We start from the raw sequence: 25,748 nt of genomic DNA on the forward strand, positions 1-25,748 counted from the left end.
AGCTCAGACTTGCATGCTCATGATTTCCTGATACGCCGAGACGAGGCGGTTGCGCACCTGGACCATGGTCTGGAAGGAAAGGCTGGCCTTCTGCAACTGGACCATGACGTCCTGGAGATTGACGTTGGGATCGTTGGCATCGAACGACTGCTGGAGGTTGGCCGCCTCCTGCTGGGCGGCATTCACCTGGTCGAGCGATGCCTTGAGGAGGTCGGCAAAATTTGCCGCCCCCCCGGCAGGCGTTGCCGCGTCCTGGCCTGCCGCCTGTGCAGCCGCCTGACGCAGTTCGCCGAGTAGTTGGTCGATTCCCTGTGTGTTCATAGTGCTCGCGGGCGCGGACCGGATGCCGGAGGGCAGCCGTTCGCGTCGAGGACCTTCTCCGTTGCAAAGCCCATGCCGGCTACATGTCGGCGGTGTCGTCCTGCGTTCCGCCGGAGGGGATGGCGAACCCCTCCTGACGGTACTGCTGCAGCTTGTACCGCAGCGTGCGCTCGGCCATGCCCAGTCGCTCCGCAGCTGCCCGCCTCACTCCCCCGGCCGCTGCAAGCGTTTCCAGGATATGCCGGCGTTCCAGGGTTCGCATGTCTTCGTTCTGCGGTTCCGGACGTCCTCCGCCCGATTCCCGCGACGGGCCCGCGGAATCCTTCGGCAAGGCCAGATGCTGCACGTCGATCACGCGTGCGGGCGCGAGAATCATCGCCCGCTGCAACACGTTTTCAAGCTCCCGGATGTTACCGGGCCACCCATAGGCGGTCAACGCAGCTTCGGCCGCGGCGGTGAGCGTGCAGGCCTCGTGTCTTCCGGGCGTGATTCCGCGCGCAAGCAGGCGGCGAGCAAGAGGGACGATGTCCGCCTTGCGGCTGCGCAGCGGCACGTTGTGCAGCGGAAATACGTTCAGCCGGTAGTACAGATCCTCCCGGAACCTCCCTGCCCGGACCTCGGCCGCCATGTCGCGATTGGAGGTGGCGAGAACGCGGATATCCAAGGGGACAGGCTTGCGTCCGCCCACGCGCTCCACCTCCCTCTCCTGCAGCACTCGCAGGAGCTTCGCCTGCAATGCGAGAGGCATTTCGGAGATCTCGTCCAGCAGCAGCGTTCCGCCCTGCGCCTGCTCGAACTTGCCGGGCGTCGCGGCAGCGGCCCCGGTGAAAGCTCCCTTCTCGAACCCGAACAGGGTGGACTCCAGCAGGTTGTCGGGAATGGCCGCGCAATTGATGGCCACGAAAGGGCTGGCCGCCCGCGCGGACAGGCGATGGATCGCCCGCGCGAGTACCTCCTTGCCGGTGCCGCTCTCGCCCGTGATCAGAACGGTGGCGTCGGTGCCGGCCACGCGCCGGGCGAGTTCCAGGGACTTCGCGGGACGCGGGATCCTCCCGCGATCACGTCGCCGTGCTCGCCGAACGTCGCGGGTAGCATGTGACGGACGATCTGCGCGAGCAGGACTTCCGGCTCGAACGGCTTGGTGATGTAGTTGCAGGCGCCGTCCCGCATCGCCGCCACGGCGCGGTCGATCATGCCGTACGCCGTCATCAGGAGCACCGGCAGATAGGGCTGCCGCTGCTTCACCTCCACCAGCAGCCGATGGCCATCCATCGGTTTCATCTGCACGTCGGTCACGACCATGCCGACCCGTTGGCGGTCCAGATGCCGCAGCGCGGATTCCCCGTCCACGGCTTCTATCACGTCGTAGCCGGCCAGACGGACGGTGTCGACGAGGGCCTCCCGCAACGCCGGATCGTCCTCGACGATCAGGATCGGCAGCGGCCTTCCTGCCTTGTCCCGGGCACGTTCATGGCTGCACCTCCTCCGGTACCGGCCCCAGCAGCGGAAGACGGATCACGAAGTCGCTGCCCTGTCCGGGATCCGACTCCACGTCGGCGTCACCGCCGTGGGCATTGGCCACACTGCGAACGATCGCCAGTCCCAGGCCGGTACCCTCCTGACGGGTCGTGAAGAACGGCTCGAACACGCGCCGACGCACCTCGGGTTCCATTCCTCGCCCTGTGTCGATGACATGAATGCGGATTTCCTGTTTCACCGTCTCCGCCGATAGCGTGACGGTCCCTCCCTCCGGTGTCGCCTGCATCGCATTCTCCAGGAGGTTGAGCAGCGCACCCGCGAGGGCCTTGCGGTCTCCCCGCACCTGCCGCGCAGCGGCATCGCCCAGGACGCGAAAGCTCACCCCCCGGGCCTGCAACTGCGGCTCGATGGTCTGCGACACGTCGGCCAGCACCTCGCCGACATCGACCGCCTCGTCCGCGGCAGGCTGCCCGCGCACGAACTGCAGCATGTCCTGGATCATGCGCTCCAGATGGCGCAATCGCTCGCGAACGCGTTCGCTGAAGCGCTGACGGTCGGCCTCGGACAGGTCCGACCGCGCAAGATTGGCCGTATGCAGCAGCGCCGTGGCGAGCGGCGTGCGCAGCTGGTGGGCCAGGCCCGCGGCCATTTCGCCCATCGCCGACAGCCGTTTGTGATGCTCGAGCTGATGGCGCAGCTTCACCGCATCGGTGACGTCGTTCAGCAGGAGAATCCGTCCGCCCGAGGCGTCCAGCGGGCTTTCGGAAACGGTGAGCCGGCGGGCGCCCTTGGGTGCGACGAGCGTCCACTCCTGCGCACCGGGGGTCGCGACCAGTCTTGCGGACGCGACCGCCGCCCATCGCTGCCCCGCCAGTTCATCGCCCAGCCACGCGCGTGCTGCGGGATTGGCCTCGATCACCCTGCCCTCGCCATCCAGAACCACGACGCCGCCCGGCAGCGCATCGAGCAGCAGGCGCAGGCGCTCCGACAGCGCTTCCTTCTCCAGGAACTGGCGTTTCAGTTCACCGTTGGCGACCGCAAGCTCCCCCGCCAGACGGTCGACGCGCGCCTGCAGGTCCGCATAGGCCGACGCGAGCTGCGTCGACGCCTGGTTGAACAGCGAGAACGCTGCCTCGAGTTCGCGCGGATCGAGCGGTGGAACGCTTTCGGTCACGGCAGCGGCGACGCTTCGTCTCGCGGTTGCATGGCCGCATTATGCTCGCGTGATCGCGATTTCGGGAGCGGCGCCGCGCCCCGTCCGGCGAGCTCTCCACGCCTCGCCGGCGGGCATGGACGCGAGCGGCGCATCCGCACGCATCTCCTTTGCGCGGGACGCCGGCGCAGCGCGTTCGGCACCCTTCCGCCCGGGTTTGACACTCGCCTGGGCGGGTGCTAAAAGAAGCCGGACCCGGAACGCGCGGGCATGGACCTTCAGCCGTCGCTGTCGCATAGAAGATTCGATGAAATCGATCCTGCTGTTGCTGGTGTGCGCCACCGCCCTGACGGAGGTCGGTTGCGCTCGCGTGAACAAGATCGTCAACAAGACTGCCGGCGCAACGGCCATGCTGCTTCCCACCCGGGACAGCGAGGTTCGCGGCACCATGAAATTCCAGCAGCGGGCAGACGTGGTGTTCATTACAGGCACGGTGACAGGCCTGACCCCCGGTCCGCACGGGCTCCACATTCACGAGAAGGGTGACTGCACCGCCCCGGACGGCAGCAGCGCCGGTCCACACTTCAACCCGCACGGCAGCCCTCACGGCGCGCCGACGGATGCGGGCCACCACGGCGGTGACTTGGGCAATATCGTGGCCAACGAAGAAGGCACGGCCGATTTCACGCTGGAGTCGCGCGACATCACGCTTGGCACGGAGCCGCACAGCATCATCGGACGGGCGGTGATCGTGCACGCCGATCCGGACGACCTCAAGTCGCAGCCGGCAGGGCAGGCGGGGCAAGGCTCGCGTGCGGTCTCGTCAGCAAGGATCCCTGAGGCCTCTCGCGTGGCCTGCGATTGATTCCCTGGCTGCGGCCCGGCGATCCGTTCCCCCCGTCACCCAGGCCCTAGAGCGGCCCAATGGGCTGCTCGCGGCCGGCGGCAATCTTTCCGTGGACTCCCTCCTCGGGCCTATCGCCAGGGAATCTTCCCTGGTTTCCGAAGGGGAACCGCTCTGTGGTGGAGCCCCGACCCCGCATGGTCCTGTTCCCCGAGGAATTCAATCCTCCCGCTCTCTCGGCAAGACTCTGCGCAACCCGCCACTACACCGTGCGCGCGGACACGCATTCCGCGCCGTGATGGAAGGCTGCGGCCGCCCTAGGCCGGGCAGTCATGGCACGTGGATCACCGCCCGGATGATCGATGCGTACTGCGAACTGCACGACGCGGGGTGGGCGCACAGCGTCGAGACCTGGATGGACGGCGAACTGGCGGGCGGCCTGTACGGGGTCGCGATCGGTCACGTGTTCTTCGGCGAGTCCATGTTCGCGCGGGTGACGGACGCCTCGAAGATCGCATTCGCGCCCACCTGGTCGCCTACATGCGTGAACGCGGGTTTCGGCATGATCGATTGCCAGATGGCGACGGAGCACCTCGCGTCGCTCGGCGCGCGCGAAATACCCCGGCGGGAATTTTCGGCCCGGCTCGCAACCTTGGTAAACTCGTCTGATTCGCGGCCGGCTCCGTGGCCGCTGCTTGCCCCGCACGAGGGCGCCCGATGACCCAGTTGAACGACCTGCCCTTTTCGGTACTGCAGTTCTACGCCACGGCGCCGTATCCGTGCAGTTACCTGGCGGACCGGCTCGCGCGTTCGCAGGTCGCCACGCCCAGTCACGCGATCGACACGCACGTCTACAGCGAACTCGTGCGCGCCGGCTTCCGCCGCAGCGGAGCATTCACCTACCGTCCCTATTGCGACAGGTGCCGCGCCTGCGTGCCGGTTCGCATCCTGGTAGATCAGTTCAAGCCCAATCGCGCGCAGCGACGGACTGCGACCCGGCATGCCAATCTCGAAGCGCGACTTCTCGAACTCAAGTACAGCGCCGAGCACTATGCGTTGTATCTGCGGTACCAGTCCGCCCGCCATTTCGGCGGCGGAATGGATCACGACTCCCGCGAGCAGTACCGGCACTTCCTGCTCCAGAGCAACGTGCGCTCGAACCTCGTGGAATTCCGCGAGAACGGCACGTTGCGCATGGTGAGCATCATCGACCGCCTCGAGGACGGAATCTCCTCGGTGTACACGTTCTTCGAGCCCGATCTGCCGCAGTCGAGCTTCGGCACCTTCAACGTGCTCTGGCAACTGCAGATGTGCCGGAGACTCGGCCTGCCTCACCTGTACCTCGGCTACTGGATCGGCGAAAGCCGCAAGATGGCCTACAAGGTGAATTTCCGGCCCATCGAAGGACTCGTCGACGGCCAGTGGCAGCTCCTGCCGGACAGCCCTTCCGAGCCATGATCGGTTCGGTCACCGTCGAACGGCGCGGCCACGTCCTGTCGATCGGGCTGGATCGCGTCGCCAAACGGAATGCCATCGACGTTCCCATGTACGAATCGCTGTCCGCAGCACTCGGGACGCTGGAGCGCGACCCCGAGCTTCGTTGCGGTGTCCTCTTCGCCCACGGCGACCACTTCACCGGCGGAATCGATCTGCCGCAGTGGACGCGGCATTTCGACGAGGGCCGCAGACCGGCGCTGCCCGACGGCGGCATGGACCCGCTGGGACAGGAACCCGAGCGCGCGCTGACCAAGCCCCTGGTGATGGCGGTGCAGGGTTACTGCTTCACCATCGGCATCGAACTGCTGCTCGCGGCCGACATCCGCATCGCCGCGGACAACACGCGATTCGCGCAAATCGAGATCAAGCGCGGCATCTTTCCGATCGGCGGAGCGACGACCCGGTTCATTCAGGAAGCAGGGTGGGGCAATGCCATGCGCTGGCTCCTCACCGGCGACGAGTTCGATGCATCCGAGGCGCTGCGGATCGGCCTCGTGCAGCAGGTGGTGCCGGCAGGTACGCAGGCCGACGTGGCTCACGCGATCGCCGCGACGATCGCGGAACAGGCACCGCTCGCCGTGACCGAGACGCTCGTTTCGGCGCGCCGGTGCCGCGTGGAAGGTGAACGCGCGGCGACGGCCCGGCTGCTTCCGGAACTGCAGCGGCTGCTTCGCACGGACGACGCCCGCGAGGGCATGGAGTCCTTCCGCAGCCGCAGACCGGGACGATTCACGGGCCGCTGAGGATCGCCATGTCGCTCTACGCGGTGATGCGGCCGCTGCTTTTCTGCCTGGACGGCGAACGTGCCCACGATCTCACGCTGTCCGCCCTCGATCGCGCATCCTCCCTGCATCTGCTGCCCCCTCCCAGGGCCCTGCCCGGGCGGCCGGTCCGCTGCATGGGGCTCGACTTTCCCAACCCCGTGGGGCTCGCGGCCGGCCTGGACAAGAACGGCAGCCATGTCGATGGTCTCGCTTCGTTCGGCTTCGGCTTCCTGAGGTGGGCACCGTCACGCCGCGCCCGCAGACGGGCAATCCGAAGCCCAGGATGTTCCGGATCCCGCAGGCGCGCGCCATCGTCAACCGCATGGGCTTCAACAACGATGGCGTCGACGCGCTCCTGCGCAACGTCTCGCGCATGCGCTACCGGGGCATCCTCGGAATCAACGTGGGCAAGAACTTCGACACGCCGATCGAGCGCGCGGTGGACGACTATCTGGCGGGATTGCGCAAGGCCTATCCGCTCGCCCACTACGTGACGGTGAACATCTCGTCCCCCAACACGAAGAACCTCCGCAGCCTGCAGGAGCCGGGCGCACTCGATCCCTTGCTTCAGGCGTTGAAGGAGGAGCAGGCGCGGCTCGCGCAGCAGCATGGCCGCCAGGTGCCCATCGCGCTCAAGATCGCACCCGATCTGGACGAAAGCCAGATCGACGTGATCGCGGATCGTCTGATCGCTCACCGGATCGATGCAGTGATCGCCACCAACACCACGCTGTCGCGCGAGGGCGTGGCCGGCCTTCCCGGAGCCGAGGAAGCGGGAGGGCTGAGCGGTGCGCCATTGCGCGACCGGGCGACGGCCGTCGTCCGCTCGTTGGCAACGCGTCTGACCGGCAGGGTTCCGATCATCGCGGCCGGCGGAGTGCTGAGCGGCGCCGACGCGCGGGAGAAACTGGACGCCGGGGCAGCGCTGGTGCAGATCTACTCCGGCTCGTCTACCGCGGTCCGGGCCTGGTCAGGGAAGCCGTCGCAGCCACAAGACGCTGAGAACGTACCGCTTGCGGGTCTTCTCTCCGATGCCTTTCGCACCGAAGGCGATGCCCTCCGGCCGGGCCCTTTCACAGATGGAGCGGGCATGTGCTTATGCAGGCCCGGCATAAACACCCCTGGGTATAATTCTCTCTCCTGGCCGAGCGCGCAAGCCTGCGTCACCGGGACCCGTCTCATTCCATCCTTGCCGACCCAATGCCCGTAGAACATTCCCTGAGTCTCGGATACGGACTCAGCCTGCCCGATCTTTACCATCGCGAAGGTCTCGCCCGCGTAGACCGCGCCTTCGTCGAAGCAGTTGCAGCGGACGACCCTTCGCTCGCGTTCCGCCTGGCCGAAGCGCGCATCGACGCCACCGAGCTGGCGCCCAAGGCGGAGGCCGCGCTGCTCCTGGAACTCGCGCCATTCGTCGAGGACTTCGTCGCCCGCCTCTTCGGCATCGGCGCCGAGGCGCAGGCGCTGGCAAGCCGGCATCACGCGCTCGCTCCCCTCTACGCGGTCAAGCGACTGTTCGTCCAGCGCAAGGCGATGAATCGCGTGAAACCGGACGACGCGCAAGGCATCGACGGCCCAGCCCTTGAAAAGGAACTGGCCGAGGCCATGGGGACCCCGTTCACGGAACTCGATTTCGCTCGTGCCGTGCTGACCTGGCAGCAGGATGAAGCGGCCAACGCGGCCATCCTGGAAGCAGCGCTGCGCTACAGCGCGTGGTCGGCGCACACTCCGGTCGGGCAGACCCGCCACGCGGAAGGCGTCCTGTTCAAGGCACCGCGCAAGCTCGATTTCCTGAATCTCGTTCCTCTGCACACCGACGCCGAAGCCGGCATCACCCGTCATCGGTTGCATCATCTCCGCCGGCGCGAAGGTTTCGCCCTCACCGACGCGGGCACGGATCTCACCGGCGCGCTCGATCAGACCAACTATTGCATCTGGTGTCACGAGCAGGGAAAGGACTCCTGTTCCCACGGCCTGCCCGAGAAGGCTCCGGCGACCGGTTTCAAGAAGACGGTGTTCGGCGTTCCGCTGGCCGGCTGTCCGCTGGAAGAACGCATTTCCGAGTTCCAGAAGCTGAAGAGCGAAGGATTCCCGGTCGCAGCCGCTGCGATGATCTTCGTGGACAACCCGATGGCGGCTGCCACGGGCCACCGGATCTGCAACGACTGCATGAAGTCCTGCATCTACCAGAAGCAGGAGCCGGTCAACATTCCGCAGGCGGAGACGCGCACGCTGAAGGACGTTCTCGAACGGGGGCGTGGCGGAGTACGGCATCACGGTGCGGTGGGACAAGAACTTCCTGAAGGTGATCCGCCTGCTGCTGGAACGGCGGGCCGAGTTCTCTCTCTTCGGTGGCGTGCGTTTCGGCGGAACGCTCACGGTGGACGACGCGTGGGCCGCCGGATTCGACCACATCGCCCTGTGTGCCGGGGCGGGACGTCCGACGATCCTCGATCTTCCGAACGGGCTCGCGCGGGGCGTGCGGACGGCTTCCGACTTCCTCATGGCACTGCAATTGACCGGCGCGGCGCGTACGGATTCCATCGCCAACATGCAGCTCAGGCTGCCGGTCGTGGTGATCGGCGGCGGGCTTACCGCCATCGATACCGCGACGGAATCCGCTGCCTATTACCCGCTTCAGGTCGAGAAGTTCCTGCAGCGCTACGAGACGCTCGTGGCGGAGCATGGCGACATCGCGGTGCGTGCGCGATGGACGCCGGAGGAAGCGGGCATCGCCGACGAGTTCATCGCCCATGCGCGCGCGATCCGCGATGAGCGCCAGGCAGCGGTGGCGCAATCCCGCCCGCCGCGCATCGCGGAGTTGATCCAGTCCTGGGGGGGCGTCACCGTGGCGTACAGACGCCGGCTGGTCGACAGCCCCGCGTACACGCTCAATCACGAGGAGATCGAGAAGGCGCTGGAGGAAGGTGTGTCGTTCGCCGAAGGTCTGACGCCGGTCGCGGTGGAGGTCGATACTTTCGGCCACGCATGCGCGCTCAAGGTGAAGGCCAGGTCCGTGGAGGGTGAAGGCAACGAGATCGCGGAGGAAAGGATCCTCCCTGCCCGCGCCATTCTCGTGGCGGCCGGCACACAGCCGAACACCGTCGCTGCGCGTGAGGACGAGACCCACTTCAAGCTGGACGGCAAGTACTTCCAGGCAGTGGACGAAGCGGGACAGCCGGTCAAGCCGGAACGCAGCGCCAAGCCGCAGGAAGTCCGAGTGCTGCTGTCCAAGGAAGCGGACGGCCGTGCGATCAGCTTCTTCGGCGATCTGCATCCTTCCTTCTTCGGCAACGTCGTGAAAGCCATGGGCAGCGCCAAGCAGGGTTATCCGGTGGTGAGCAGGGTGCTGGCCGGAATCCGCCCTTCTTCCTCCCTGGACGATGCCGCGTTCCTGCGCCGCTTCAACGACGACTTCCGGGCGACCGTCCACGCCGTCCACCGGCTCACGCCCAACATCGTGGAGGTGGTGCTCAGGGCACCCGCTGCCGCGAGGCGATTCCGGCCCGGCCAGTTCTACAGACTGCAGAACTTCGAGACGCGGGCACCGCTCGTCGACGGCACCCGTCTCGCGATGGAAGGCCTGGCGCTCACGGGAGCCTGGGTCGATCCGGATCGCGGTCTGGTGTCGACGATCGTGCTGGAGATGGGCGGGTCGTCGGACCTCTGCGCATCGCTGGAACCGGGCGAGCCCGTGGTCCTCATGGGACCGACCGGCACCCCCACCGAGATTCCTTCCGGCAAGACCGTGGTTCTGGTGGGGGGCGGTCTGGGCAATGCGGTGCTCTTCTCGATCGGTCAGGCGCTGCGCCGGGCCGGTTCGCGCGTGCTCTACTTCGCCGGCTACAAGAAGCGGATCGACCGGTACAAGGTGGCCGACATCGAAGCGGCCGCCGACACGGTCGTGTGGTGCTGTGACGAGGCGCCGGGATTCGAGCCGACGCGCAAAGGCGACCGGACGTTCACGGGCAACATCGTGCAGGCGATGCGTGCCTACGCCGAAGGTGACCTGGGGGAACGTCCGATCGACATGCGGGACACCGATCACATCATCGCCATCGGGTCCGACCGCATGATGGCGGCGGTGGCAGCCGCACGGCACGGCATCCTTGCTGCGCATCTGAAGCCGCATCATTTCGCCATCGGCTCCATCAACTCGCCGATGCAATGCATGATGAAGGAGATCTGCGCGCAGTGCCTCCAGCCGCAGGTCGATCCGGTCACGGGAGAACGGTCGGTCGTGTTCTCGTGCTTCAACCAGGATCAGCCACTCGACTCGGTGGACTGGGCCGGACTCAATGCGAGACTGTTGCAGAATTCCGTTCTGGAGAAGCTGACGGCGCAATGGATCGATCGCTGCCTCGTACGTTCGAAGCGCCGTCCTGTGGCAGCGTGAGCGCCTGACATCGGGGACCGCAACCGCGTGATTTCCAGCGACGACATCGATGCGCTGCTGCCGCAGACCCAATGCACCAAGTGCGGTTTCGGCGGCTGCCGGCCTTACGCCGAAGCCATCGCGGGCGGCAGTGCAGCAATCAACCGCTGCCCTCCGGGAGGTGCGGCAGGCATCGAGCGGCTCGCCGTGCTGCTGGAATGTGCGGCCCTGCCCCTCGACCCTGAGGTGGGCATCGAAGAGCCGCCCGCGGCAGTGCTGATCGACGAAACACGGTGCATCGGGTGCACGCTGTGCATCCAGGCATGTCCGGTGGATGCGATCGTGGGCGCATCGAAGAAGATGCACACCATACTTCTCGAAGACTGCACGGGTTGCGGCCTGTGCGTTCCGCCCTGTCCCGTCGACTGCATCGTGGTGGTACCCATAGGCCGTCTGCGCGCGGACGGTTACAGGCTGGAGGACCGGCCATCGGAGCGGTGGCGCGAGCGCGCAGCTGCCGCCCGCTCGCGAACGGCAGCCCGCAACGCCCGTCTGGTGCGCGAGAGGTCGGACCGGGACGAGCGTCTTGCCGCGAAAGCCGTTCACAAGCTTGCCACTCTGTCCCCTGATGATCCTGAAGCGGAGCGCAAGCGCGCAACGATCGAGGCGGCCATGGCGAGGGCGCGAGCGCGCCGTGCGACAACGGCGGGTTCCGCATGAACAACGCCAAGCGGTCGGAAATCTTCCGGCGCCTCCAGGCCGCCAACCCCGCGCCCACGACAGAACTTGTCTATCTCACGCCGTTCGAGCTGCTCGTGTCGGTGGTCCTGTCGGCCCAGGCCACGGACAAGAGCGTCAACGCGGCGACGGCGAGACTGTTTCCCGTGGCCAACACGCCGGAGGCGATCGCCCGGCTCGGCGAGGAAGGACTCGAGAACTACATCCGTACCATCGGGCTCTACCGCACGAAGGCAAGAAACGTGGTCGCGTTATCGCGCCTGCTGATCGAGCGTCACGACGGCGAAGTGCCCCGAGACAGGGAATCGCTGGTAGCGCTGCCGGGCGTCGGGCGCAAGACCGCCAATGTCGTCCTCAATACTGCATTCGGAGAACCTACCATCGCGGTGGACACGCACATCTTCCGTGTATCGAACCGCCTCGGGCTGGCTCCCGGCAAGACGGTGGAAGCGGTAGAGGAGCGTTTGCTGAAGGTGGTGCCCCCCGAGTACCGCAAGGATGCGCATCACTGGCTCATTCTCCACGGACGCTACGTGTGCATCGCTCGCAAGCCGGCTTGCCCCACGTGCCTCCTGCGGGACCTGTGCGAGTACAAGGACAAGACCCCGCCGCCCCCGGAACGGCCTCTGGCGCCCCCCCCGGCGCAAGGCGCCATGACCTGCGACACTCGGGCAGGACTGAAGAAGTCACGCGGTGGTGAGGGACGTTGAGCGATTGTCTTCCCACGGCATGCCAATCGCCTGACGCATTCCTGCGCCCCTTCGGAGCCGATCGATGTTCACACCCACCAGAGACGAAGCCCGCTGCTACTTCTTCGGTGTCTGGGCGAAGCACCGGGCCGGGGAGACGCTCGAACCCATGGAGCGGCTATGCCTCGCCGTGATTTTGGAACATCCGGAATATCACAAGCTCCTGGATGATCCGGAACGCAATCTCCAGAGGGACTGGACGCCTGAAAGCGGCGAATCGAATCCCTTCCTGCACCTGTCCCTCCACGTGGCCATCGAGGAACAGTTGTCGATCGATCAGCCACCCGGAATCCGGGCCGCCTGCGACGCGCTGGAGGTACGGCTTGGAAACCGGCACGAGGCTCGTCACGGGGTTCTCGAGTGTCTGGCCGAGACGATCTGGAGCGCACAACGGCACGGCACCGCGTTCGACGTGGCCGGTTATCTCGACTGCTTGCGCTCGCGGGCCTGATTTCCTTGCGGGTTACCGAGCGCGGGCCGCGCATGCGGCCGCACTCGTGTCGAACGTGGCGAGGTCAGTGATGGTACTTGTAGCGGAGCGACTGCTGCCGGGAGAAGTAGGCCGCAAGATCCGCGATGTCCTTCTTGCTGAGGGGTGTGGCCATGCCCGCCATGATGGGGTTCTTGCGCTTGCCCGTCTTGTAGGCGTGGAGACTGTGCCGCAGGTAGTCCTCGTGTTGACCGGCAAGCACGGGATAGTCGGGGCTCGTGGGCGTCGCGCCCGTGTCTCCATGACAGGCCGCGCAAACTTCCTGGGCCTTCTTCTGGCCGGCCGCGACGTCTCCGCCTGCGAGAACACCGCCGCTCGCCAGGAGCGTGACGGCCGCAAATGCGACTGCTGCAACGAATGCGTTCATTGCGAATCTTCCGTGGTGGTTGCGGGAACTCAGTTGGCGGCGGAGTAGTACGCAGCCAGATCCGCCATGTCCTGCTCCGACAGGCTCGCCGCGATGCCGCGCATCGTGGGATGCACACGATCGCCGCTCTTGTAGGCCTTCAGGGCGCTCACGATGTAGCCCGGATTTTGTCCACCGAGCTTGGGCACCGTGTAGACGTCGGGATATGCCGTGCGGAAGCCTTCGATGCCATGGCACCCGGCACACATCTGCGTCTTCTTCTTTCCCGAGTCGGCGTTACCGTCGGCCGACCAGGCCTGGGAGGAGGCGGCCGCGAGAGCCAGCCCGGCCAGAATGGCCGTCGAGCATAGAGAGTTCATTGTGTATTTGGTGTCGTTCAGGGTTGGAACAACACCATTGTGGCGGAACTCGCCGAACGCGGTCAACGGCGCACACCCTGAACGGCCGGCCGTCCTGCTCGCCTGCTGCGGAGCACAACAGGGCGCCCAATGGAGAACGGAGAAACGTGGCGGGCGAAGGCCTTGTCCACGGGGATTCGACCGGGGCCGTCAGAGCACTCACCCCGTCATGGCATCGGCATCCGCCGCGGTACGGGCATCCGGCTTCGCCGGCCATGTTACGCCGCCGGACTTCGCCGGCCATCCTACGCCGCCGGACTTCGCCGGCCATGTTACGCCGCCGGACTTCGCCGGCCATCCTACGCCGCCGGACTTCGCCGGCGCGGCACTCAGCCCCCCGGAAGCGGCGTGCCCTCCGTGATGGTCATGCGGTGAACGTACTGCTGGTCGTGCGTGTCCTCGACGATCGCCTCCAGCTGACCCTCGTGAGGGGGCTTGAAGAAGAAGCGGAAGCTGGGATTGTCGGAAATGGAGAAGTCCACCTCGCCGCTCATCACCGGTTTGCCGTCGAAGGTCACCTTCACGCTTCGGACGAAGCGCGGCACCTTGGTCTCGTCGAAATCGGACGCGAGGGCGGATTCGTTCGGATGCCGGATCATGAGCTGCACCAGCGCCGGCTTGTTGTACTCCAGGGACTCCTCGACGAACTTGAACCGCATCTGGCCGACCAGATGGGGCGGAATGCGGTTGCGTTCGCCCGGGGCCGAGCATCCTCCGGCCGCCTTGACCCAGCGCGTGGACATGTACAACTTGCCGTCGTTGGTCTCGGCGATGGCCCGCACGAAACTGAAGTCCTCGAAGCGAAGCCGCGTCTCGAGTTGTGCGCGACCGCTGTCGGGAGTGAAGTGGAACAGGCCCGCTGCGGGCGACGGATTGCGCTCGACGATGAGGTAGAGCAGCTTGATGTACCGCTCGGATGTCTGGTCGAACTGCGCCTTCACCGACAAGGGCACCGTGGTCGCATCGATCGCACGGGTGTTGAGGTAGACATGGATGACGTCCTTGCCGTCCAGGATCTCGCGGTCTCCGAACATCATCTGCCGGATCGGGGTCCAGTACTGGCTCTTGGCGGGGTCGGGTTCGGCATTCTCGTTGGCTGTAGCCGCCGCGGCCGTTGCGGCCAGCAACAACGCCAAGATCCACCGCATGAAGGGCAAGGCAATCGACATCTCACGTCCTCCTGGAACCGGCCGGACCGTGGATTCTCCATGGTGCCGGCAGTGTTGCTGTCACGGGCTCGTCTTCGCGGTCACCGGGGGAACCGGGAGATCCGCAGACGGCCATGCCCGGATCGGTGTGCGCCTTCGATGCGTCCCCGCCAGGGTCTGGTGAAGGAAGTATAACCCCGGCCCAGCGCCCGGCCCCTGTCACTCCCACTCGAGCTCGGTGTATGCCGCCGAGACATTGCGCTGGTGGTACAGATCGAAGTTCACCCACTTCGCCGCCTCCGAGCCACCAACGGAGTCCATGGCCTGTTCGAGCGTCTTGCGGAACTTGAGGGCCTCCCGCGTCTCCCTGACGATGAGCGAGAGATAGTCTCTCTGACGGTCGAGCACCTGGGGCCAGGGCAGATCGCTTCGGCCATGACCCGGCACGTAGTGTCTCACCTGCATGGCGGCGAGCATGTCCAGCGCCGCGAGAAATCCGGAGATGGAGCCATCCACGACGGGGGTATGATCGACAAACAGCAAATCGCCCAGCCAGAGCGTGTTCGTCGATTCTTCCACCACCGTCAGGTCGTTGTTCGTGTGGGCCACCGGCCACGCCCGTAGGGACAGGGTCCGCCCGCCCAGATCGAGCCTCAGGTCCTGTCCCGTCTTCACGGCCACGGTGGGAGACACGATGTCGCTGCCGGCCGCGGCTTCGCCCAGGTCACGCTTGAGCGCGTTGCTGTACGGCCTTGCGAGGATACCCATGGCCCGTGAATACGCCTCGTGGGAAACGAACTGCACGTCGGCACCGCGGAACGCGGCCGCCCCGAAGAAATGATCCGGATGAAAATGCGTGATCACGACGTAGCACACCGGTTTGTCCGTGATGCGGCGCACGGCGCCCGCCAGCGCCTCTCCCACGGCCCGGGACCCGCCCGTGTCGATGACTGCGACGCAGCGCTCGCCCACGATGAAACCCCCGTTGGCCTGGTCGCCCAGATTGGCAGGGGAACGATCCTCCAGGCTGCCGAAATGGACGAAGTTTCCGGGCGCGATCTCGTCCACGGAGAAGTCGCCCAGGGGGCTCTGCGCGCCTTGGGCACTGCAAGCCATCAGTGCCGCCACCGCACCTGCAAGAACGCGGCTTACCGCGGCGCGCCAGACTCCGTCGATCATCGTCCGTCTCCACTTCGTCAGCGGGACCTCCGGCAGGACCTTCCGGCCGGTCTCCCCGCTACGCTGGATCATGCCCGGGTCGGTCCAAGCTTGGCAACGTGGCTCGCAAACGGGTTCGCCGCCTGTCTTTTGCTATTCGCGTCCTTCGGCGAGGCCGCCGCGACGGATGCGGTCCGCGTGGCGGAGGGGGTGTACGTCTTCGTCGGCGCGGCCGGAGAGATCTCGCCGGAGAATCTGGGGCGCATCGGCAATAGCGGCTTCATCGTGAGCGATACGGAGGTGACGCTCATCGACTCCGGGGTGTCCCACGCCCATGGCCTGGAACTCCTCGCTGCGGTGCGCCGGGTCACCGACAAGCCGCTGGGTAGACTCATCCTCACCCACGCCGTTCAGGAATTCATCTACGGAACGAGCGCCTACGTGGACGCCGGAGCGAGGCCGCTTTGCCACGCAGGGAGCGCAACGCTGATGCGGAGCCGATGCGAGCACTGCCTCCAGAATCTGCGAACGGCGCTGGGGGAACCGGCGATGGCCGGTACACGCCTCATCGTGCCCGACGATCTGGTGGACGGCAGCACGGACTTGCGCAGCGGGGACCGGATCATCGAATTGATTCATCCGGGTTGGGCGAGCACTCCGGGCGATCTCATGGTGCTTGACCGCCGCTCGGGCGTGCTCTTCGCTGGCGGCGTGGTCACGAACGGCCGCATTCCGGAACTGCGGGACGGCCAGCTGGACACCTGGCTCGAGACGCTGCAGTCGTTGGGGCAGCGGCCTCTGAACCGTGTGATTCCGGGCTACGGCCCGCCCATGCCGCCTGAAAGAGTCGCGGACACGCTCGACTATCTGCGGGCGCTCGATGCTGCCGTGCAACAGATGTACGCCGCCTCGGCGAGCCTCATGGAAACCATCGAGGGAGCCGATGCGCCTGCCTTTCGAGGCTGGACGGGCTACGATTCGATCCATCGCCGCAACGCTCAGCTGCGCTATCTGCAGCTTGAGACGAAGGAGCTAGATTCTTCCCGGTAGACGGGCCTGCGATTACCCGCGCCCGCGGAAGGCCGATATAGTGACGGTTCCGAAACGCATGAGGCCTTCCACGTGGGAAACCGTCTATCGAAGATCTATACACGCACGGGCGACGACGGCACGACCGGACTCGGCGATGGTTCCCGGACGGCCAAGGACAGTCTTCGTATCGAGGCCATCGGCGCCGTGGACGAACTGAACAGCGCCATCGGCGTGCTGGCCACCGAGCCTTTGAGCACGGATCTGACGGTGCTTCTGAACGGCATACAGCACGACCTGTTCGATCTGGGCGGCGAACTCAGCATCCCGGGGTACGTCGCCGTCAAGGAAGCGCACATCTCCGCACTCGAGCTGGCACTGGACCGCCACAACGCCGACATGCCTCCCCTCAAGGATTTCATCCTCCCGGGAGGAACGCGTGCCGCAGCGCTGTGCCACGTGGCACGCACCATCTGCCGGCGAGCGGAACGGCGAGTGGTGAGCCTGTCACAGTCCGAGGCAGGGTCCGACCTGCCGAGACGCTATCTCAACCGGCTTTCCGATCTCCTGTTCGTCCTGTGCCGGGTCATCAACCGGGACGCCGGGGTGACCGACGTGCTGTGGAACAAGGAAAGAAGCCGCACCGCATCCGAATGAAGCGCCGGCTCGTATCTGCTGGGTGAGGACTGTCCATGGATGGAATTGACGAACTGATGGCGCGTTGCAGCCTGCGCGACCAAAGGGCCTTCGCCGAGCTTTATCGGCGGACTTCCGGCAGGCTGCTGGGAGTCGCGCTGCGCATCGTCAGGCGGCGCGACTGGGCCGAGGAGATTCTTCAGGAGAGCTTCGTGAGCATCTGGCACCACGCGCCCGACTTCGACCGCGTGCGCAGCGCCCCGATGACGTGGATGACGACGATCGTCCGTAACCGGGCGCTCGACTGGGCCCGGCGGCCGCGTCACGAACAGCCGGAGGAGGATCTGGAAGGCATCGCGGAATCCTGGGCGGATTCCGGACCGGGGCCCATGGAACGGCTGCAGGACGCGTCGCAGGCGTCAGCGCTCGCCCACTGCCTCGATCAGCTGTCCGGCCAGCAAAGGCAGTCGATCGCCCTCGCCTACATGCACGGTCTGTCCCACAGCGAACTGGCGACGCACCTGGAACAACCTCTGGGAACCATCAAGACGTGGATCCGGCGCGGACTGGAGCGTCTGCGGGGTTGCCTGGACACGCGGGGCATCGAGGGGCAACGATCATGAAACTCAAGGATCCGAAAGCCCGCACGCTGATCGCGGCCGAGTACGTCCTGGGAACGTTGAACGGCCGCGCGCGCGCCCGCTTCGAACTGTGGCTGCGCAGCGACCCGGCCCTGCGGCGCGAGGTCGCGCAGTGGCAGCAACACCTCGAACCGCTCGGAGGCGCGCTTCCCGAAGTGGCTCCGGCACCTGCTGTCTGGAGGAATATCGAGTCGCGCATCAATCCGCAGCAGGCGTCTGTCCGGTCGCAGCCTTGGTGGTCCAGTCTCGCCTTCTGGCGCTGGTCGTCCGTCGGCACGGCGGCACTGGCAACCGCGTTGTTCGCCTACGTGATGATCACGCCCTTGCAGCACGCGCCCATGCCGGAGGACGCCATGGTGGTGGTGATGGCGGACGACACGGCCAGGCCGCAGATGACCGTCGCCTGGACCATGGATCCGGTAGGCCGGCCACGCCTGCGGGTCAGGGTGATCGGTCATCAGACCATGGAGCCCGACACCGCATGGGAGTTGTGGGCGCTTCCCAAGGGGGAAGGATCGCCGAGGTCGCTCGGGCTCATTACGACTCACGAAACCCAGTGGGTCGAAGTTCCGGCCGAAATGCGGTCGTTGGTGAACGGAGCCGCCGGCATGGCGATGAGCGTGGAACCGAGAGGCGGATCGCCCACGGGCAAGCCATCCGGACCTGTGCTCTATTCCGGAAGGTGCGTGAGGATCTGAAGCAGCTGACCGCCGCGCCACGGGACCGGCTCCCGCGTGGCTTGTCTTGGCTCGCTCACTTCTCCATGTAATGCAGGAGGTTGTGACTGGTCTGGCGCAGCCGCGCCGACAGGAGCGTGACGAGCTTGATGAGGATCTTGGCACCCAGGCTGGGTTCCTCGAGAATGATCCTGACCATGCCGTCGCGGGACAGAACGGCGAAGGTCGTGGGCTCCGCCGCGTTGCAGGTTGCGAACCGAGGTTCGCCGTCGATCATCGACATCTCTCCGAGCGTGGCGCCCGGACCCACGGAGGTCATGGACTGCTTCATGCCGTGGCGGTCGCGCTTCACGATGTCCACGCGGCCCTCGATGATGAGCAGCATGTAGTCGTCGACGTCGCCTTCCCGGATGATCGTCTGGCCCGCGTCGGCCCGGTAGATGCTCATCGAACGTGCCAGCAGTTCGATATCGCTGCGGGTGAAATCGGAGAAGAACCGCGAGTGCCCGATCATGGCGAAGATCCGCTGGGTCGCCGAACTGCCTTCGCCCAGGTATTCCAGCGCCTTCAAGGTCTCGTTCTTTGGCGCCTGCTCCGCGATGTCCGCGTCCACGGTATCCACGCTTTCCTCTGATTTCACTGCCCGAATGCGGTCGCGGCGCGCCGCCTGATCGAGGCAAACGATTATGGGCCAACCGCGGAGTTTGAGGAACTCCCCGCATTGGCAAGCATTTCTACCCTCCCGTCCCGCCGACCGTCAGTCCGTCCACGCGCAGCGTGGGCTGACCCACGCCTACGGGAACGCTCTGCCCGTCCTTGCCGCACGTTCCCACGCCGGGATCGAGCCGCATGTCGTTGCCGATCATCGAGACGCGCTTCAGTACATCCGGCCCGTTGCCGATCAGCGTGGCGCCTTTCACGGGATAGGTGACCTTGCCATCCTCGATCATGAAGGCCTCGGCGGCACTGAAGACGAATTTTCCGCTCACGATATCCACCTGGCCCCCGCCGAAATTCGCGGCATACAGGCCGTTCCTGACCGAACGGATGATCTCCTCCGGGTCGCGGTCGCCGTTCAGCATGCAGGTGTTGGTCATGCGAGGCATCGGGATGTGGGCATAGGACTCCCTCCGGCCATTGCCCGTGGGAGCCATGCCCATCAATCGTGCATTGAGGCTGTCCTGCAGGTAGCCGCGCAGAATGCCGTCCTCGATCAGCACGGTGCAGCCGGTCGAATTGCCTTCGTCGTCCACATTGAGCGATCCGCGGCGACGCTCCAGCGTGCCGTCGTCCACGACCGTGACACCGGGCGCCCCGACGCGCTCGCCGATGCGGCCGCTGAAGGCCGACGTGCCCTTGCGATTGAAGTCGCCTTCCAGTCCATGACCGATCGCCTCGTGAAGGAGGATTCCCGGCCAGCCCGCACCCAGCACGACGGTCATGGTCCCCGCAGGCGCCGGTCGGGCAGCGAGGTTCACCAGTGCCTGTTCCACCGCCTTCCGCGCGTATTCGCGGAGCACCTGGTCATCGAAATAGCCGAAATCGAAACGGCCGCCGCCCCCTGCCGAGCCCTGCTCCCGCCGGCCGTCCTCCTCGACGATCACTTGCAGCGACACGCGGACGAGCGGCCGCACGTCCGCGGAAACCAGCCCGTCGCTCCGGGCAATCAGGACGACCTCGTACTCCCCGGCGAGACCGGCGGTCACCTGCGACACACGCGGATCCGCCGCGCGCGCGAGTCCCTCCAGGCGTTCGAGCAGCGACACCTTCTGCTCGTCGGATAGGCTCTTGAGCGGGTCCACGGGCTCGTAGAGCCGCAGGGCTTGACCGATCCGCGGGACGGCCGCCACGCCGGTCCCTCCCTGGCGGGCGATTGCCCGGGTCGCGCGTGCGGCGTCTTCGAGCGCTCCCAGACTGATGTCGTCCGAGTAGGCAAAGGCGGTCTTCTCGCCCGAGATCACGCGCACGCCCACGCCCTGATCGATGCTGAAGCTGCCCGACTTGACCCGGCCCTCTTCCAGGCTCCAGCCCTCGCTGCGCGTGTACTGGAAGTACAGATCCGCGTAGTCCGCATCGTGGGTCATGATCTGCCCGAAGATCCGGTCGAGACTCGCAAGCTCGAGACCGTAGGGGGCAAGCAGCGCGGAGCCGGCGAGATCGAGCCTGGCAGAGGAAGTGGAGGGGAGGGTCACGGCAGAGGGAACCATCGAAGTGTCGGTCATGGAGTGTTGTCGGCCGCCCGAGGGCGGCAAGGAGTCGGCGGCGGTTCGGGACGAAGGATGGAGGGTGCGCGATGCTCGGATGATGTCACGTCTTTCCCTCCAGCCGTCGATGCGATAGTGCAGGCAATGCCGTTCGGACCCGCGCCACTTCGGAGAGTTTCACCGGGGCGATGACCACGCCCGGCCCGGTCTCGCGGCACGCGAGAACCGTGCCCCACGGATCGACGATCATGGAATGGCCGTGCGTCCGGCGCCCGCTCGGATGGACGCCGCCCTGCGCCGGTGCGACGACGTACGCCTGGTTCTCGATGGCCCGGGCGCGCAGCAGTGTTTCCCAGTGGGCCTGTCCGGTCGTTGCCGTGAACGCCGAAGGGACCGTGATGAGATCGACTGCGCCCATGGCCCGGTAGAGTTCGGGAAAACGCACGTCGTAACAGATCGAGAGGCCGATCCGGCCCCACTCGGTCGGCACCGTGACGATGCTATCTCCGCGGGTGATGGTCCGGGCCTCCGAGAACGACTCGCCGGAGAGTTCCAGCCCGAAGAGATGGATCTTGTCGTAGCGGGCCACGCGTTCCCCGGAAGGGGAATAGACAAGGCAGGCGTTGTAGATCTTTCCGGGCACCGGAGACACGAGAGGAACCGACCCGCCGACGATCCACACCCCCGCGTCCCGCGCCTGCGTGGACAGGAACTCCTGGATGGGTCCCTGTCCAGGTCTTTCCGCCGCATCGACCTTGTCGGTATCCCGCAGACCCATGATGGCGAAGTACTCGGGCAGGACGATGAGCCGCGCCCCGGCGGAGACGGACTGCGCGATCAGTTCACCGGCGACGGCGAGATTTTCCGCCACGATGGGGCCGGAGACGGTCTGGATGGCAGCAACTGGAAGGATATCGGTCATGGTGTCAGGAAAGGTCTGGTCAATGGTCGCGTATCGCGCGGTCCCCGGAAACGGGCAATCGCAAGGCGGGAGGTGAGAGCGCGATGGGACATCCCGTCGATCCGGCCCACGCCGCCGGCACCCGTTTGCGGCACCACGAAGTGAGGGTGGAGGCTCATGCCGCCTCGTGGGCGCGATGCCGAAGCCAACACCCACGGGAAGGGGCCCGGAAAGAGCACGACGCAAGACCGAACGGATTCATCGCCGGCCGCCGAAGTCTCCGGGAACCGGGGAACGCTTCGACTTGCTCACATTCGGTTCGGCCCAGGTCCCCGTTATCCGGTACTCGAACGCGATGGCCTGGTCGAGCGGATTGTTGAGCACCTTGCCTACGATGAGCGCCATGAGTCCGACCACGGGGTTGACCACGGCGGTGCCGAGCGCAAGGCTGTCGGTCACAGAGGGAACGACGCGGACCTCGAGGTCCTGCGTTTCCCGCACGAGATCCAGTTCTCCCATCATCGCGACCTTGGCGCTCGTGCCGTTCATGCGGAAATCCGACGTGCGCAGGACGCCGTGGTTGATGGTCCAGTTGGCGAGGATCTCATCGAATGCGAAACCCTGGCTGAAGACGTCCCTGAAATCGAGCGTTACCCGGCGCGGCAAGGCCTGCAGACTCAGGATCGAGAAGAGCTTGCCGATGCCTGGCTCCATCTGGGTGAAGCGGCCCTGGTGCGCCTCGACCTGGAGAAATCCGGACAGGCTGGGGAGGTCCACCCGCGGAGGCGTGCCCTCCCATTCGACCGTTCCAGTCGCCCGGGCCGTCCCGCCCGCGATGTTCGCCGACCGCCCGAAGCGATCCAGCATCTTGCCCAGGTCGCGCGCCTCCGCCCGCACGTTGAGCTTGGTCCGCGGTTTCCCCCGTTCCGATTTCCACCCGCCTTCCGCCGAGATCCGGCCATCCGGGTTCTGCAGATCGAGCTTGCGCAACTGCCATGCATTGCCATTGGGAACGGCTTGCAGGACGAGGCTTCCAAGGTCCGGCCCGCCGAGCCGGAAACTGGCGGCCGTCACGTCGAACTCGGGCAGATCCGACCCTTCGATGGCACTTGCCGGGGGCGAAGGAACGCCGGCCGATGACTCGGGAACGTGCAATCGCTCGAGTCTCGCCACCAGGCGGCCTCGTCCCTTGGGAAACCACGAGACCTGGCCGGAAATCTCCCGCCCGGTCAGCGTTGCCTCCCACGCGTCACCACGCCGGCTGCCGCGCAGCCGCACCTCGTGGAATTCCCTGCCGTAGGCAACCAGGGTTTCGCTCCCCAGATCCAGCGCCAGCGGCAGCGTGGGCGCCGCGGCCATATCGAGTTCGTCATTCGCGCGCAGCCGCTCCAGCGCTCGTGTCCAGTCTTCCAGAGAGATGCGCGGGAACGTCCCTTCGAGACTGATGACGGCGGACGACGGCAGGCGGGACGCCCCGCCGAACGTGATCGCCGCCCGCCTGAGCCTGGGCGCCCCTCCTTGCGTGCCGAACTCGCCCACGGCACTGCCACGATTCCCCAGCGAAAGCGTGGCTGTCACTTCGTCGTCGCGGGTCTGGGTCTGCAGTCGCGCCGCCACGGACTCGTTCATGGACTTGCCCAGCGGCGCCGGCAGATCGATGGCAAGGCCCTTCAGGTCCGAGTCGACCGTGATCTCGAGCCGGTCTCCTCGCGCAACGGCCTGGGCGCGCACCTCCGTCTCGCCCCGGAGCAGACCCAGCAACGGGTTGTCCGTCTGTTCGGCGAGGCGATCCACGGCGATGCGGCCGCGGGCGTCCACGCGGACGGCTCCTGCGGCCTGGGAAAGCACATTGAATCGCACGGGGTTCCCGAGCACCTCTGCCGTGGCCCCCGTCACCCTGGCGCCCTTCTCCGTGAAGTCCAGCACGCCCTGGACCCTGGATAGTGGAGGAAGAATGGACAGATTCTCGATGCGGTTGGCGGTAAAAGTGTACGTGCCTGCGACGGCCGTCTCGCCGAGGCGGTGGATCGGGATCGACAGAGCCAGCTTGAGCGCTCCGTCCCCGCGTGCGCCGACACCTCGTGCCACGCCACCGATCAGTTCGCCCACGGGGCTGTCGGCAAGATAGCGAAGGAATTCGGCGGTCGGCCCTTCCGCTTCCCCCTTCACCTGCACGGTGAGATCGCTGGATCCGAGATCGGGAATGACCACGCTGGCGCGGGTGACACGAGCGCCCAGGATGTGTCCTTGCGCCTCGATGTCCATGCGGTTGGCACTGAACTTGATCGACCCATCGATATCCTGGATGGGGGGCCAGCCGGGTGCGAACTCGAGCACCCCGTCCCGCACGTCGATGGCCACCTCGAATCGTCCGTCGCCCTGAACGAAAGGAAACTCCCGCAGATCGCCCTGCAGCAACACGGTTGCGCGCGGGATGTGCCCCGAGCGCAACGCCGAACGCAACCACGATCGGGTCTGTTCCCCCGCCACCCGGGGCACGTATTTCCACACGGCCGCCGGGTCGGCGCGCACCAGCGATCCCTGAAGATCGATACGCCGCGACCCGTCGCCGCGCTGCCGGTAAGTGCCCGAGGCGCCGCCCGCCGCATCGGAGTTGAATGCCGAGGCCCCGCGGATCGTCACGTCGAACCCGTCTTCCACCAGTGTCCAGTCGGCCTGGGCACGCACCTGATCGAAGCGCAGCGGATCGGGGAAGATCAGCGGCGCCGCGAAGGCCGTGTTCCCGCTATCCAGCCGCAGACTGCCCCCGTGCTGGTCGGCCGTGACGGTGCCCGCAAGCCCGCTGACGCCGGGCCAGGGCCCGGCCGGCGCCATGCTCAGCGCTTCGAATCCGGTATTGAGTGAATAGCGGGTCGGCGCCCCCTCCGGCAGTTCGATCCAGAACGCGAGGTTGACGAGGCGGCCGGCAGGCCGATGCGACGCGAGCGACTCCCGCAATGCGGACGGAACGGGCAGCCGGTCGAGAAAGTACCTGACGGGCGCCAGATCGAGCCGGTCCGATTCGATCTGCAGCCGCGCGGGCGCGCGGGGCGTCGCGTAACGGTGTCGGACCATGACGTCGGCGGGCGGAAGCTGCTGGCCATCGCCGATGCCGAACGCCAGACGGCGAGCCGACGCCTCGTATCCGTCGTTCGTGGCAAGCCAGCCGATTCGCCCCTGCAGTTCCGGGATATCGAGAGCAGGCATCGAATCGTCGATACGGGCGGTCGCGCCGGCCACCCGCAGGTCGAACGTCGCACTGCGCAGGACGCCTCCCGCAAACTCGGCCCAGGCTTCCACGTTACCCGCCCCCGATTCGAAACGGAGCGGCAGATCGAGCCAGACACGGGCGGCCGCGAGATTCATGTAGGGTGCGTGCAGGTAGATCCTGCCACGCCATTGCCGCAACCCGGACGTTCGTCCGCTGCGGAACTCGCCGCGCACGTCGATCGCCGAACCGACCTCGAACGCCGGACGCGCATTGAGCTGGAACCGGTGATTGCGCCCGCGATTGCGGAACTGGATCTGCACGTCCTTCAATTCCAGCGGCACACCAGTGCGCTGTTCGTCGATCCATGTGAGATCCGCGTCCGAGACCACCACATGCGACTGAACGAGAAACCAGTCGCTGAAACCTCCGGCGTGCTCATCCGGTCGCACCCGGATCCCACCCACGGTGATCTCGCCGTCGCTGCTCCGGCGCACGGTAAGGCCGAGGCGCTCGATCGAGAGCGTGCGGCACCGCACCTGCAGACTGGTGAGCGAACTCCAGCCGAAGATCGCCTGCACGCGCCCCAGATGCAGCGCCTCCCGGCCACTGTCGTCGTGGATCGCGACATCGCGGATCATCAGCCAGGGACGAAAACCTGCCCACCCGCCTGTGATGGGCCCCAATGAAACACGCTGCCCGAGCGATTGTCCGATCGCCTGCGCGATCGGCTCGCGGAAGCGGTCCACGTTGGGCAGCACGAACATCCGCATGACCCCGACGGCGACTGCGCCCACGACGAATCCGGCGAGCAGCACCCACTGCAGCCACCGCCACAGGCGCCGTGCCAGACGCCAGTAGTAGGGCAGCCTGAGGAATTTCACCGGGAAATGGTTCGAAGTCCGGCCCGGATCGGTTCTGCCGGGGCCGTGTCGGCTATAGTCGTCGATCGGTGGGTGGCCCGGCCGGAA

Annotated in this window: 20 protein-coding genes and 4 pseudogenes; 13 read left to right on the forward strand and 11 right to left on the reverse strand. The window is 66.3% G+C overall.

What is annotated here, in order from left to right; all coding sequences use genetic code 11:
* Positions 1 to 3: 3 nt before the first annotated feature.
* From fliE to IPK20_19590, 3 genes and pseudogenes are all read right to left on the reverse strand, one after another.
* Positions 4 to 321, reverse strand: a complete 318-nt coding sequence (gene fliE / locus IPK20_19580; GenBank protein ID MBK8018691.1) for a flagellar hook-basal body complex protein FliE — start codon at positions 319 to 321, stop codon at positions 4 to 6.
* A 79-nt stretch (positions 322 to 400) separates the two neighbouring features.
* A pseudogene (locus IPK20_19585) lies at positions 401 to 1,761 on the reverse strand (sigma-54-dependent Fis family transcriptional regulator).
* Between the two features lie 28 nt (positions 1,762 to 1,789).
* Positions 1,790 to 2,974: a PAS domain-containing protein gene (locus IPK20_19590; GenBank protein MBK8018692.1), complete on the reverse strand. Its 1,185-nt coding sequence runs from the start codon at positions 2,972 to 2,974 to the stop codon at positions 1,790 to 1,792.
* A 349-nt stretch (positions 2,975 to 3,323) separates the two neighbouring features.
* On the opposite strand from IPK20_19590, the gene IPK20_19595 reads away from it, so the two are divergent.
* The 9 genes and pseudogenes from IPK20_19595 to IPK20_19635 all read left to right on the forward strand — a co-directional run bounded on the left by IPK20_19595 (position 3,324) and on the right by IPK20_19635 (position 12,371).
* Positions 3,324 to 3,818 carry a superoxide dismutase family protein gene (locus IPK20_19595; protein MBK8018693.1) on the forward strand — a complete coding sequence of 165 codons (495 nt, stop codon included), beginning with the start codon at positions 3,324 to 3,326 and terminating at the stop codon, positions 3,816 to 3,818.
* Positions 3,814 to 4,518, forward strand: a pseudogene (locus IPK20_19600) (leucyl/phenylalanyl-tRNA--protein transferase). Before IPK20_19595 ends, IPK20_19600 begins: the two are co-directional and overlap by 5 nt.
* Entirely contained in the window at positions 4,515 to 5,255 is a 741-nt protein-coding gene (locus tag IPK20_19605; protein MBK8018694.1) for an arginyltransferase, read from the forward strand. The pseudogene IPK20_19600 and the gene IPK20_19605 overlap by 4 nt, the downstream one beginning before the upstream one ends.
* Positions 5,252 to 6,037, forward strand: coding sequence for a crotonase/enoyl-CoA hydratase family protein (locus IPK20_19610; protein MBK8018695.1), 786 nt, complete (start codon positions 5,252 to 5,254; stop codon positions 6,035 to 6,037). Before IPK20_19605 ends, IPK20_19610 begins: the two co-directional genes overlap by 4 nt.
* 8 nt (positions 6,038 to 6,045) lie before the next feature.
* Positions 6,046 to 7,060: pseudogene (locus IPK20_19615) on the forward strand (quinone-dependent dihydroorotate dehydrogenase).
* Positions 7,061 to 7,258: 198 nt separating this feature from the next.
* Positions 7,259 to 10,454, forward strand: a pseudogene (locus IPK20_19620) (hypothetical protein).
* A gap of 9 nt (positions 10,455 to 10,463) precedes the next feature.
* Complete coding sequence (gene rsxB / locus IPK20_19625; GenBank protein MBK8018696.1) at positions 10,464 to 11,153, forward strand: electron transport complex subunit RsxB; 690 nt, start codon at positions 10,464 to 10,466, stop codon at positions 11,151 to 11,153.
* Positions 11,150 to 11,881, forward strand: coding sequence for an endonuclease III (nth, locus tag IPK20_19630; protein ID MBK8018697.1), 732 nt, complete (start codon positions 11,150 to 11,152; stop codon positions 11,879 to 11,881). The genes rsxB and nth overlap by 4 nt, the downstream gene beginning before the upstream one ends.
* A 64-nt stretch (positions 11,882 to 11,945) precedes the next feature.
* Positions 11,946 to 12,371, forward strand: coding sequence for a DUF1841 family protein (locus IPK20_19635; GenBank protein MBK8018698.1), 426 nt, complete (start codon positions 11,946 to 11,948; stop codon positions 12,369 to 12,371).
* A gap of 64 nt (positions 12,372 to 12,435) precedes the next feature.
* On the opposite strand, the gene IPK20_19640 is transcribed toward IPK20_19635, so the two are convergent.
* From IPK20_19640 to IPK20_19655, 4 genes are all read right to left on the reverse strand, one after another.
* Positions 12,436 to 12,777, reverse strand: a complete 342-nt coding sequence (locus IPK20_19640; GenBank protein MBK8018699.1) for a cytochrome c — start codon at positions 12,775 to 12,777, stop codon at positions 12,436 to 12,438.
* A 29-nt stretch (positions 12,778 to 12,806) separates the two neighbouring features.
* Complete coding sequence (locus IPK20_19645; GenBank protein ID MBK8018700.1) at positions 12,807 to 13,136, reverse strand: cytochrome c; 330 nt, start codon at positions 13,134 to 13,136, stop codon at positions 12,807 to 12,809.
* Positions 13,137 to 13,504: 368 nt separating this feature from the next.
* Positions 13,505 to 14,344: a quinoprotein dehydrogenase-associated SoxYZ-like carrier gene (locus tag IPK20_19650; GenBank protein MBK8018701.1), complete on the reverse strand. Its 840-nt coding sequence runs from the start codon at positions 14,342 to 14,344 to the stop codon at positions 13,505 to 13,507.
* A 198-nt stretch (positions 14,345 to 14,542) separates the two neighbouring features.
* Complete coding sequence (locus IPK20_19655) at positions 14,543 to 15,502, reverse strand: quinoprotein relay system zinc metallohydrolase 2 (protein ID MBK8018702.1); 960 nt, start codon at positions 15,500 to 15,502, stop codon at positions 14,543 to 14,545.
* A gap of 129 nt (positions 15,503 to 15,631) precedes the next feature.
* On the opposite strand from IPK20_19655, the gene IPK20_19660 reads away from it, so the two are divergent.
* The 4 genes from IPK20_19660 to IPK20_19675 all read left to right on the forward strand — a co-directional run bounded on the left by IPK20_19660 (position 15,632) and on the right by IPK20_19675 (position 18,485).
* Complete coding sequence (locus tag IPK20_19660; protein MBK8018703.1) at positions 15,632 to 16,531, forward strand: MBL fold metallo-hydrolase; 900 nt, start codon at positions 15,632 to 15,634, stop codon at positions 16,529 to 16,531.
* A gap of 72 nt (positions 16,532 to 16,603) precedes the next feature.
* Positions 16,604 to 17,167 (forward strand): cob(I)yrinic acid a,c-diamide adenosyltransferase, encoded by a 564-nt coding sequence (locus IPK20_19665; protein MBK8018704.1) that lies wholly within the window; start codon positions 16,604 to 16,606, stop codon positions 17,165 to 17,167.
* 35 nt (positions 17,168 to 17,202) lie between these two features.
* The gene (locus tag IPK20_19670) at positions 17,203 to 17,769 is read left to right on the forward strand and encodes a sigma-70 family RNA polymerase sigma factor (GenBank protein ID MBK8018705.1); all 567 of its coding nucleotides are present in this window, start codon (positions 17,203 to 17,205) and stop codon (positions 17,767 to 17,769) included.
* Positions 17,766 to 18,485: an anti-sigma factor gene (locus IPK20_19675; GenBank protein ID MBK8018706.1), complete on the forward strand. Its 720-nt coding sequence runs from the start codon at positions 17,766 to 17,768 to the stop codon at positions 18,483 to 18,485. The genes IPK20_19670 and IPK20_19675 overlap by 4 nt, the downstream gene beginning before the upstream one ends.
* A gap of 55 nt (positions 18,486 to 18,540) precedes the next feature.
* Here IPK20_19675 and IPK20_19680 read toward each other — a convergent pair whose 3' ends face one another.
* The 4 genes from IPK20_19680 to IPK20_19695 form a co-directional block, all read right to left on the reverse strand.
* Positions 18,541 to 19,086, reverse strand: coding sequence for a cyclic nucleotide-binding domain-containing protein (locus IPK20_19680; protein ID MBK8018707.1), 546 nt, complete (start codon positions 19,084 to 19,086; stop codon positions 18,541 to 18,543).
* A gap of 112 nt (positions 19,087 to 19,198) precedes the next feature.
* Positions 19,199 to 20,671, reverse strand: coding sequence for a metalloprotease TldD (tldD, locus tag IPK20_19685; protein MBK8018708.1), 1,473 nt, complete (start codon positions 20,669 to 20,671; stop codon positions 19,199 to 19,201).
* Positions 20,672 to 20,771: 100 nt separating this feature from the next.
* Positions 20,772 to 21,590 carry a carbon-nitrogen hydrolase family protein gene (locus IPK20_19690; protein ID MBK8018709.1) on the reverse strand — a complete coding sequence of 273 codons (819 nt, stop codon included), beginning with the start codon at positions 21,588 to 21,590 and terminating at the stop codon, positions 20,772 to 20,774.
* 237 nt (positions 21,591 to 21,827) lie between these two features.
* A complete protein-coding gene (locus IPK20_19695) occupies positions 21,828 to 25,661 on the reverse strand; it encodes a TIGR02099 family protein (protein MBK8018710.1) in 3,834 nt (1,277 codons plus the stop codon).
* Positions 25,662 to 25,748: the final 87 nt, after the last annotated feature.

Source organism: Betaproteobacteria bacterium, from assembly GCA_016713305.1.
Lineage (GTDB): Bacteria > Pseudomonadota > Gammaproteobacteria > Burkholderiales.

Excerpts from the sequence above, each read along its gene's own strand:
- fliE (MBK8018691.1), bottom strand. The coding sequence starts at position 321 with ATGAACACACAGGGAATCGACCAACTACTCGGCGAACTGCGTCAGGCG.
- IPK20_19605 (MBK8018694.1), top strand. The coding sequence starts at position 4,515 with ATGACCCAGTTGAACGACCTGCCCTTTTCGGTACTGCAGTTCTACGCC.
- IPK20_19610 (MBK8018695.1), top strand. The coding sequence starts at position 5,252 with ATGATCGGTTCGGTCACCGTCGAACGGCGCGGCCACGTCCTGTCGATC.
- nth (MBK8018697.1), top strand. The coding sequence starts at position 11,150 with ATGAACAACGCCAAGCGGTCGGAAATCTTCCGGCGCCTCCAGGCCGCC.
- IPK20_19635 (MBK8018698.1), top strand. The coding sequence starts at position 11,946 with ATGTTCACACCCACCAGAGACGAAGCCCGCTGCTACTTCTTCGGTGTC.
- IPK20_19640 (MBK8018699.1), bottom strand. The coding sequence starts at position 12,777 with ATGAACGCATTCGTTGCAGCAGTCGCATTTGCGGCCGTCACGCTCCTG.
- IPK20_19645 (MBK8018700.1), bottom strand. The coding sequence starts at position 13,136 with ATGAACTCTCTATGCTCGACGGCCATTCTGGCCGGGCTGGCTCTCGCG.
- IPK20_19650 (MBK8018701.1), bottom strand. The coding sequence starts at position 14,344 with ATGTCGATTGCCTTGCCCTTCATGCGGTGGATCTTGGCGTTGTTGCTG.
- IPK20_19655 (MBK8018702.1), bottom strand. The coding sequence starts at position 15,502 with ATGATCGACGGAGTCTGGCGCGCCGCGGTAAGCCGCGTTCTTGCAGGT.
- IPK20_19670 (MBK8018705.1), top strand. The coding sequence starts at position 17,203 with ATGGATGGAATTGACGAACTGATGGCGCGTTGCAGCCTGCGCGACCAA.
- IPK20_19675 (MBK8018706.1), top strand. The coding sequence starts at position 17,766 with ATGAAACTCAAGGATCCGAAAGCCCGCACGCTGATCGCGGCCGAGTAC.
- tldD (MBK8018708.1), bottom strand. The coding sequence starts at position 20,671 with ATGGTTCCCTCTGCCGTGACCCTCCCCTCCACTTCCTCTGCCAGGCTC.
- IPK20_19690 (MBK8018709.1), bottom strand. The coding sequence starts at position 21,590 with ATGACCGATATCCTTCCAGTTGCTGCCATCCAGACCGTCTCCGGCCCC.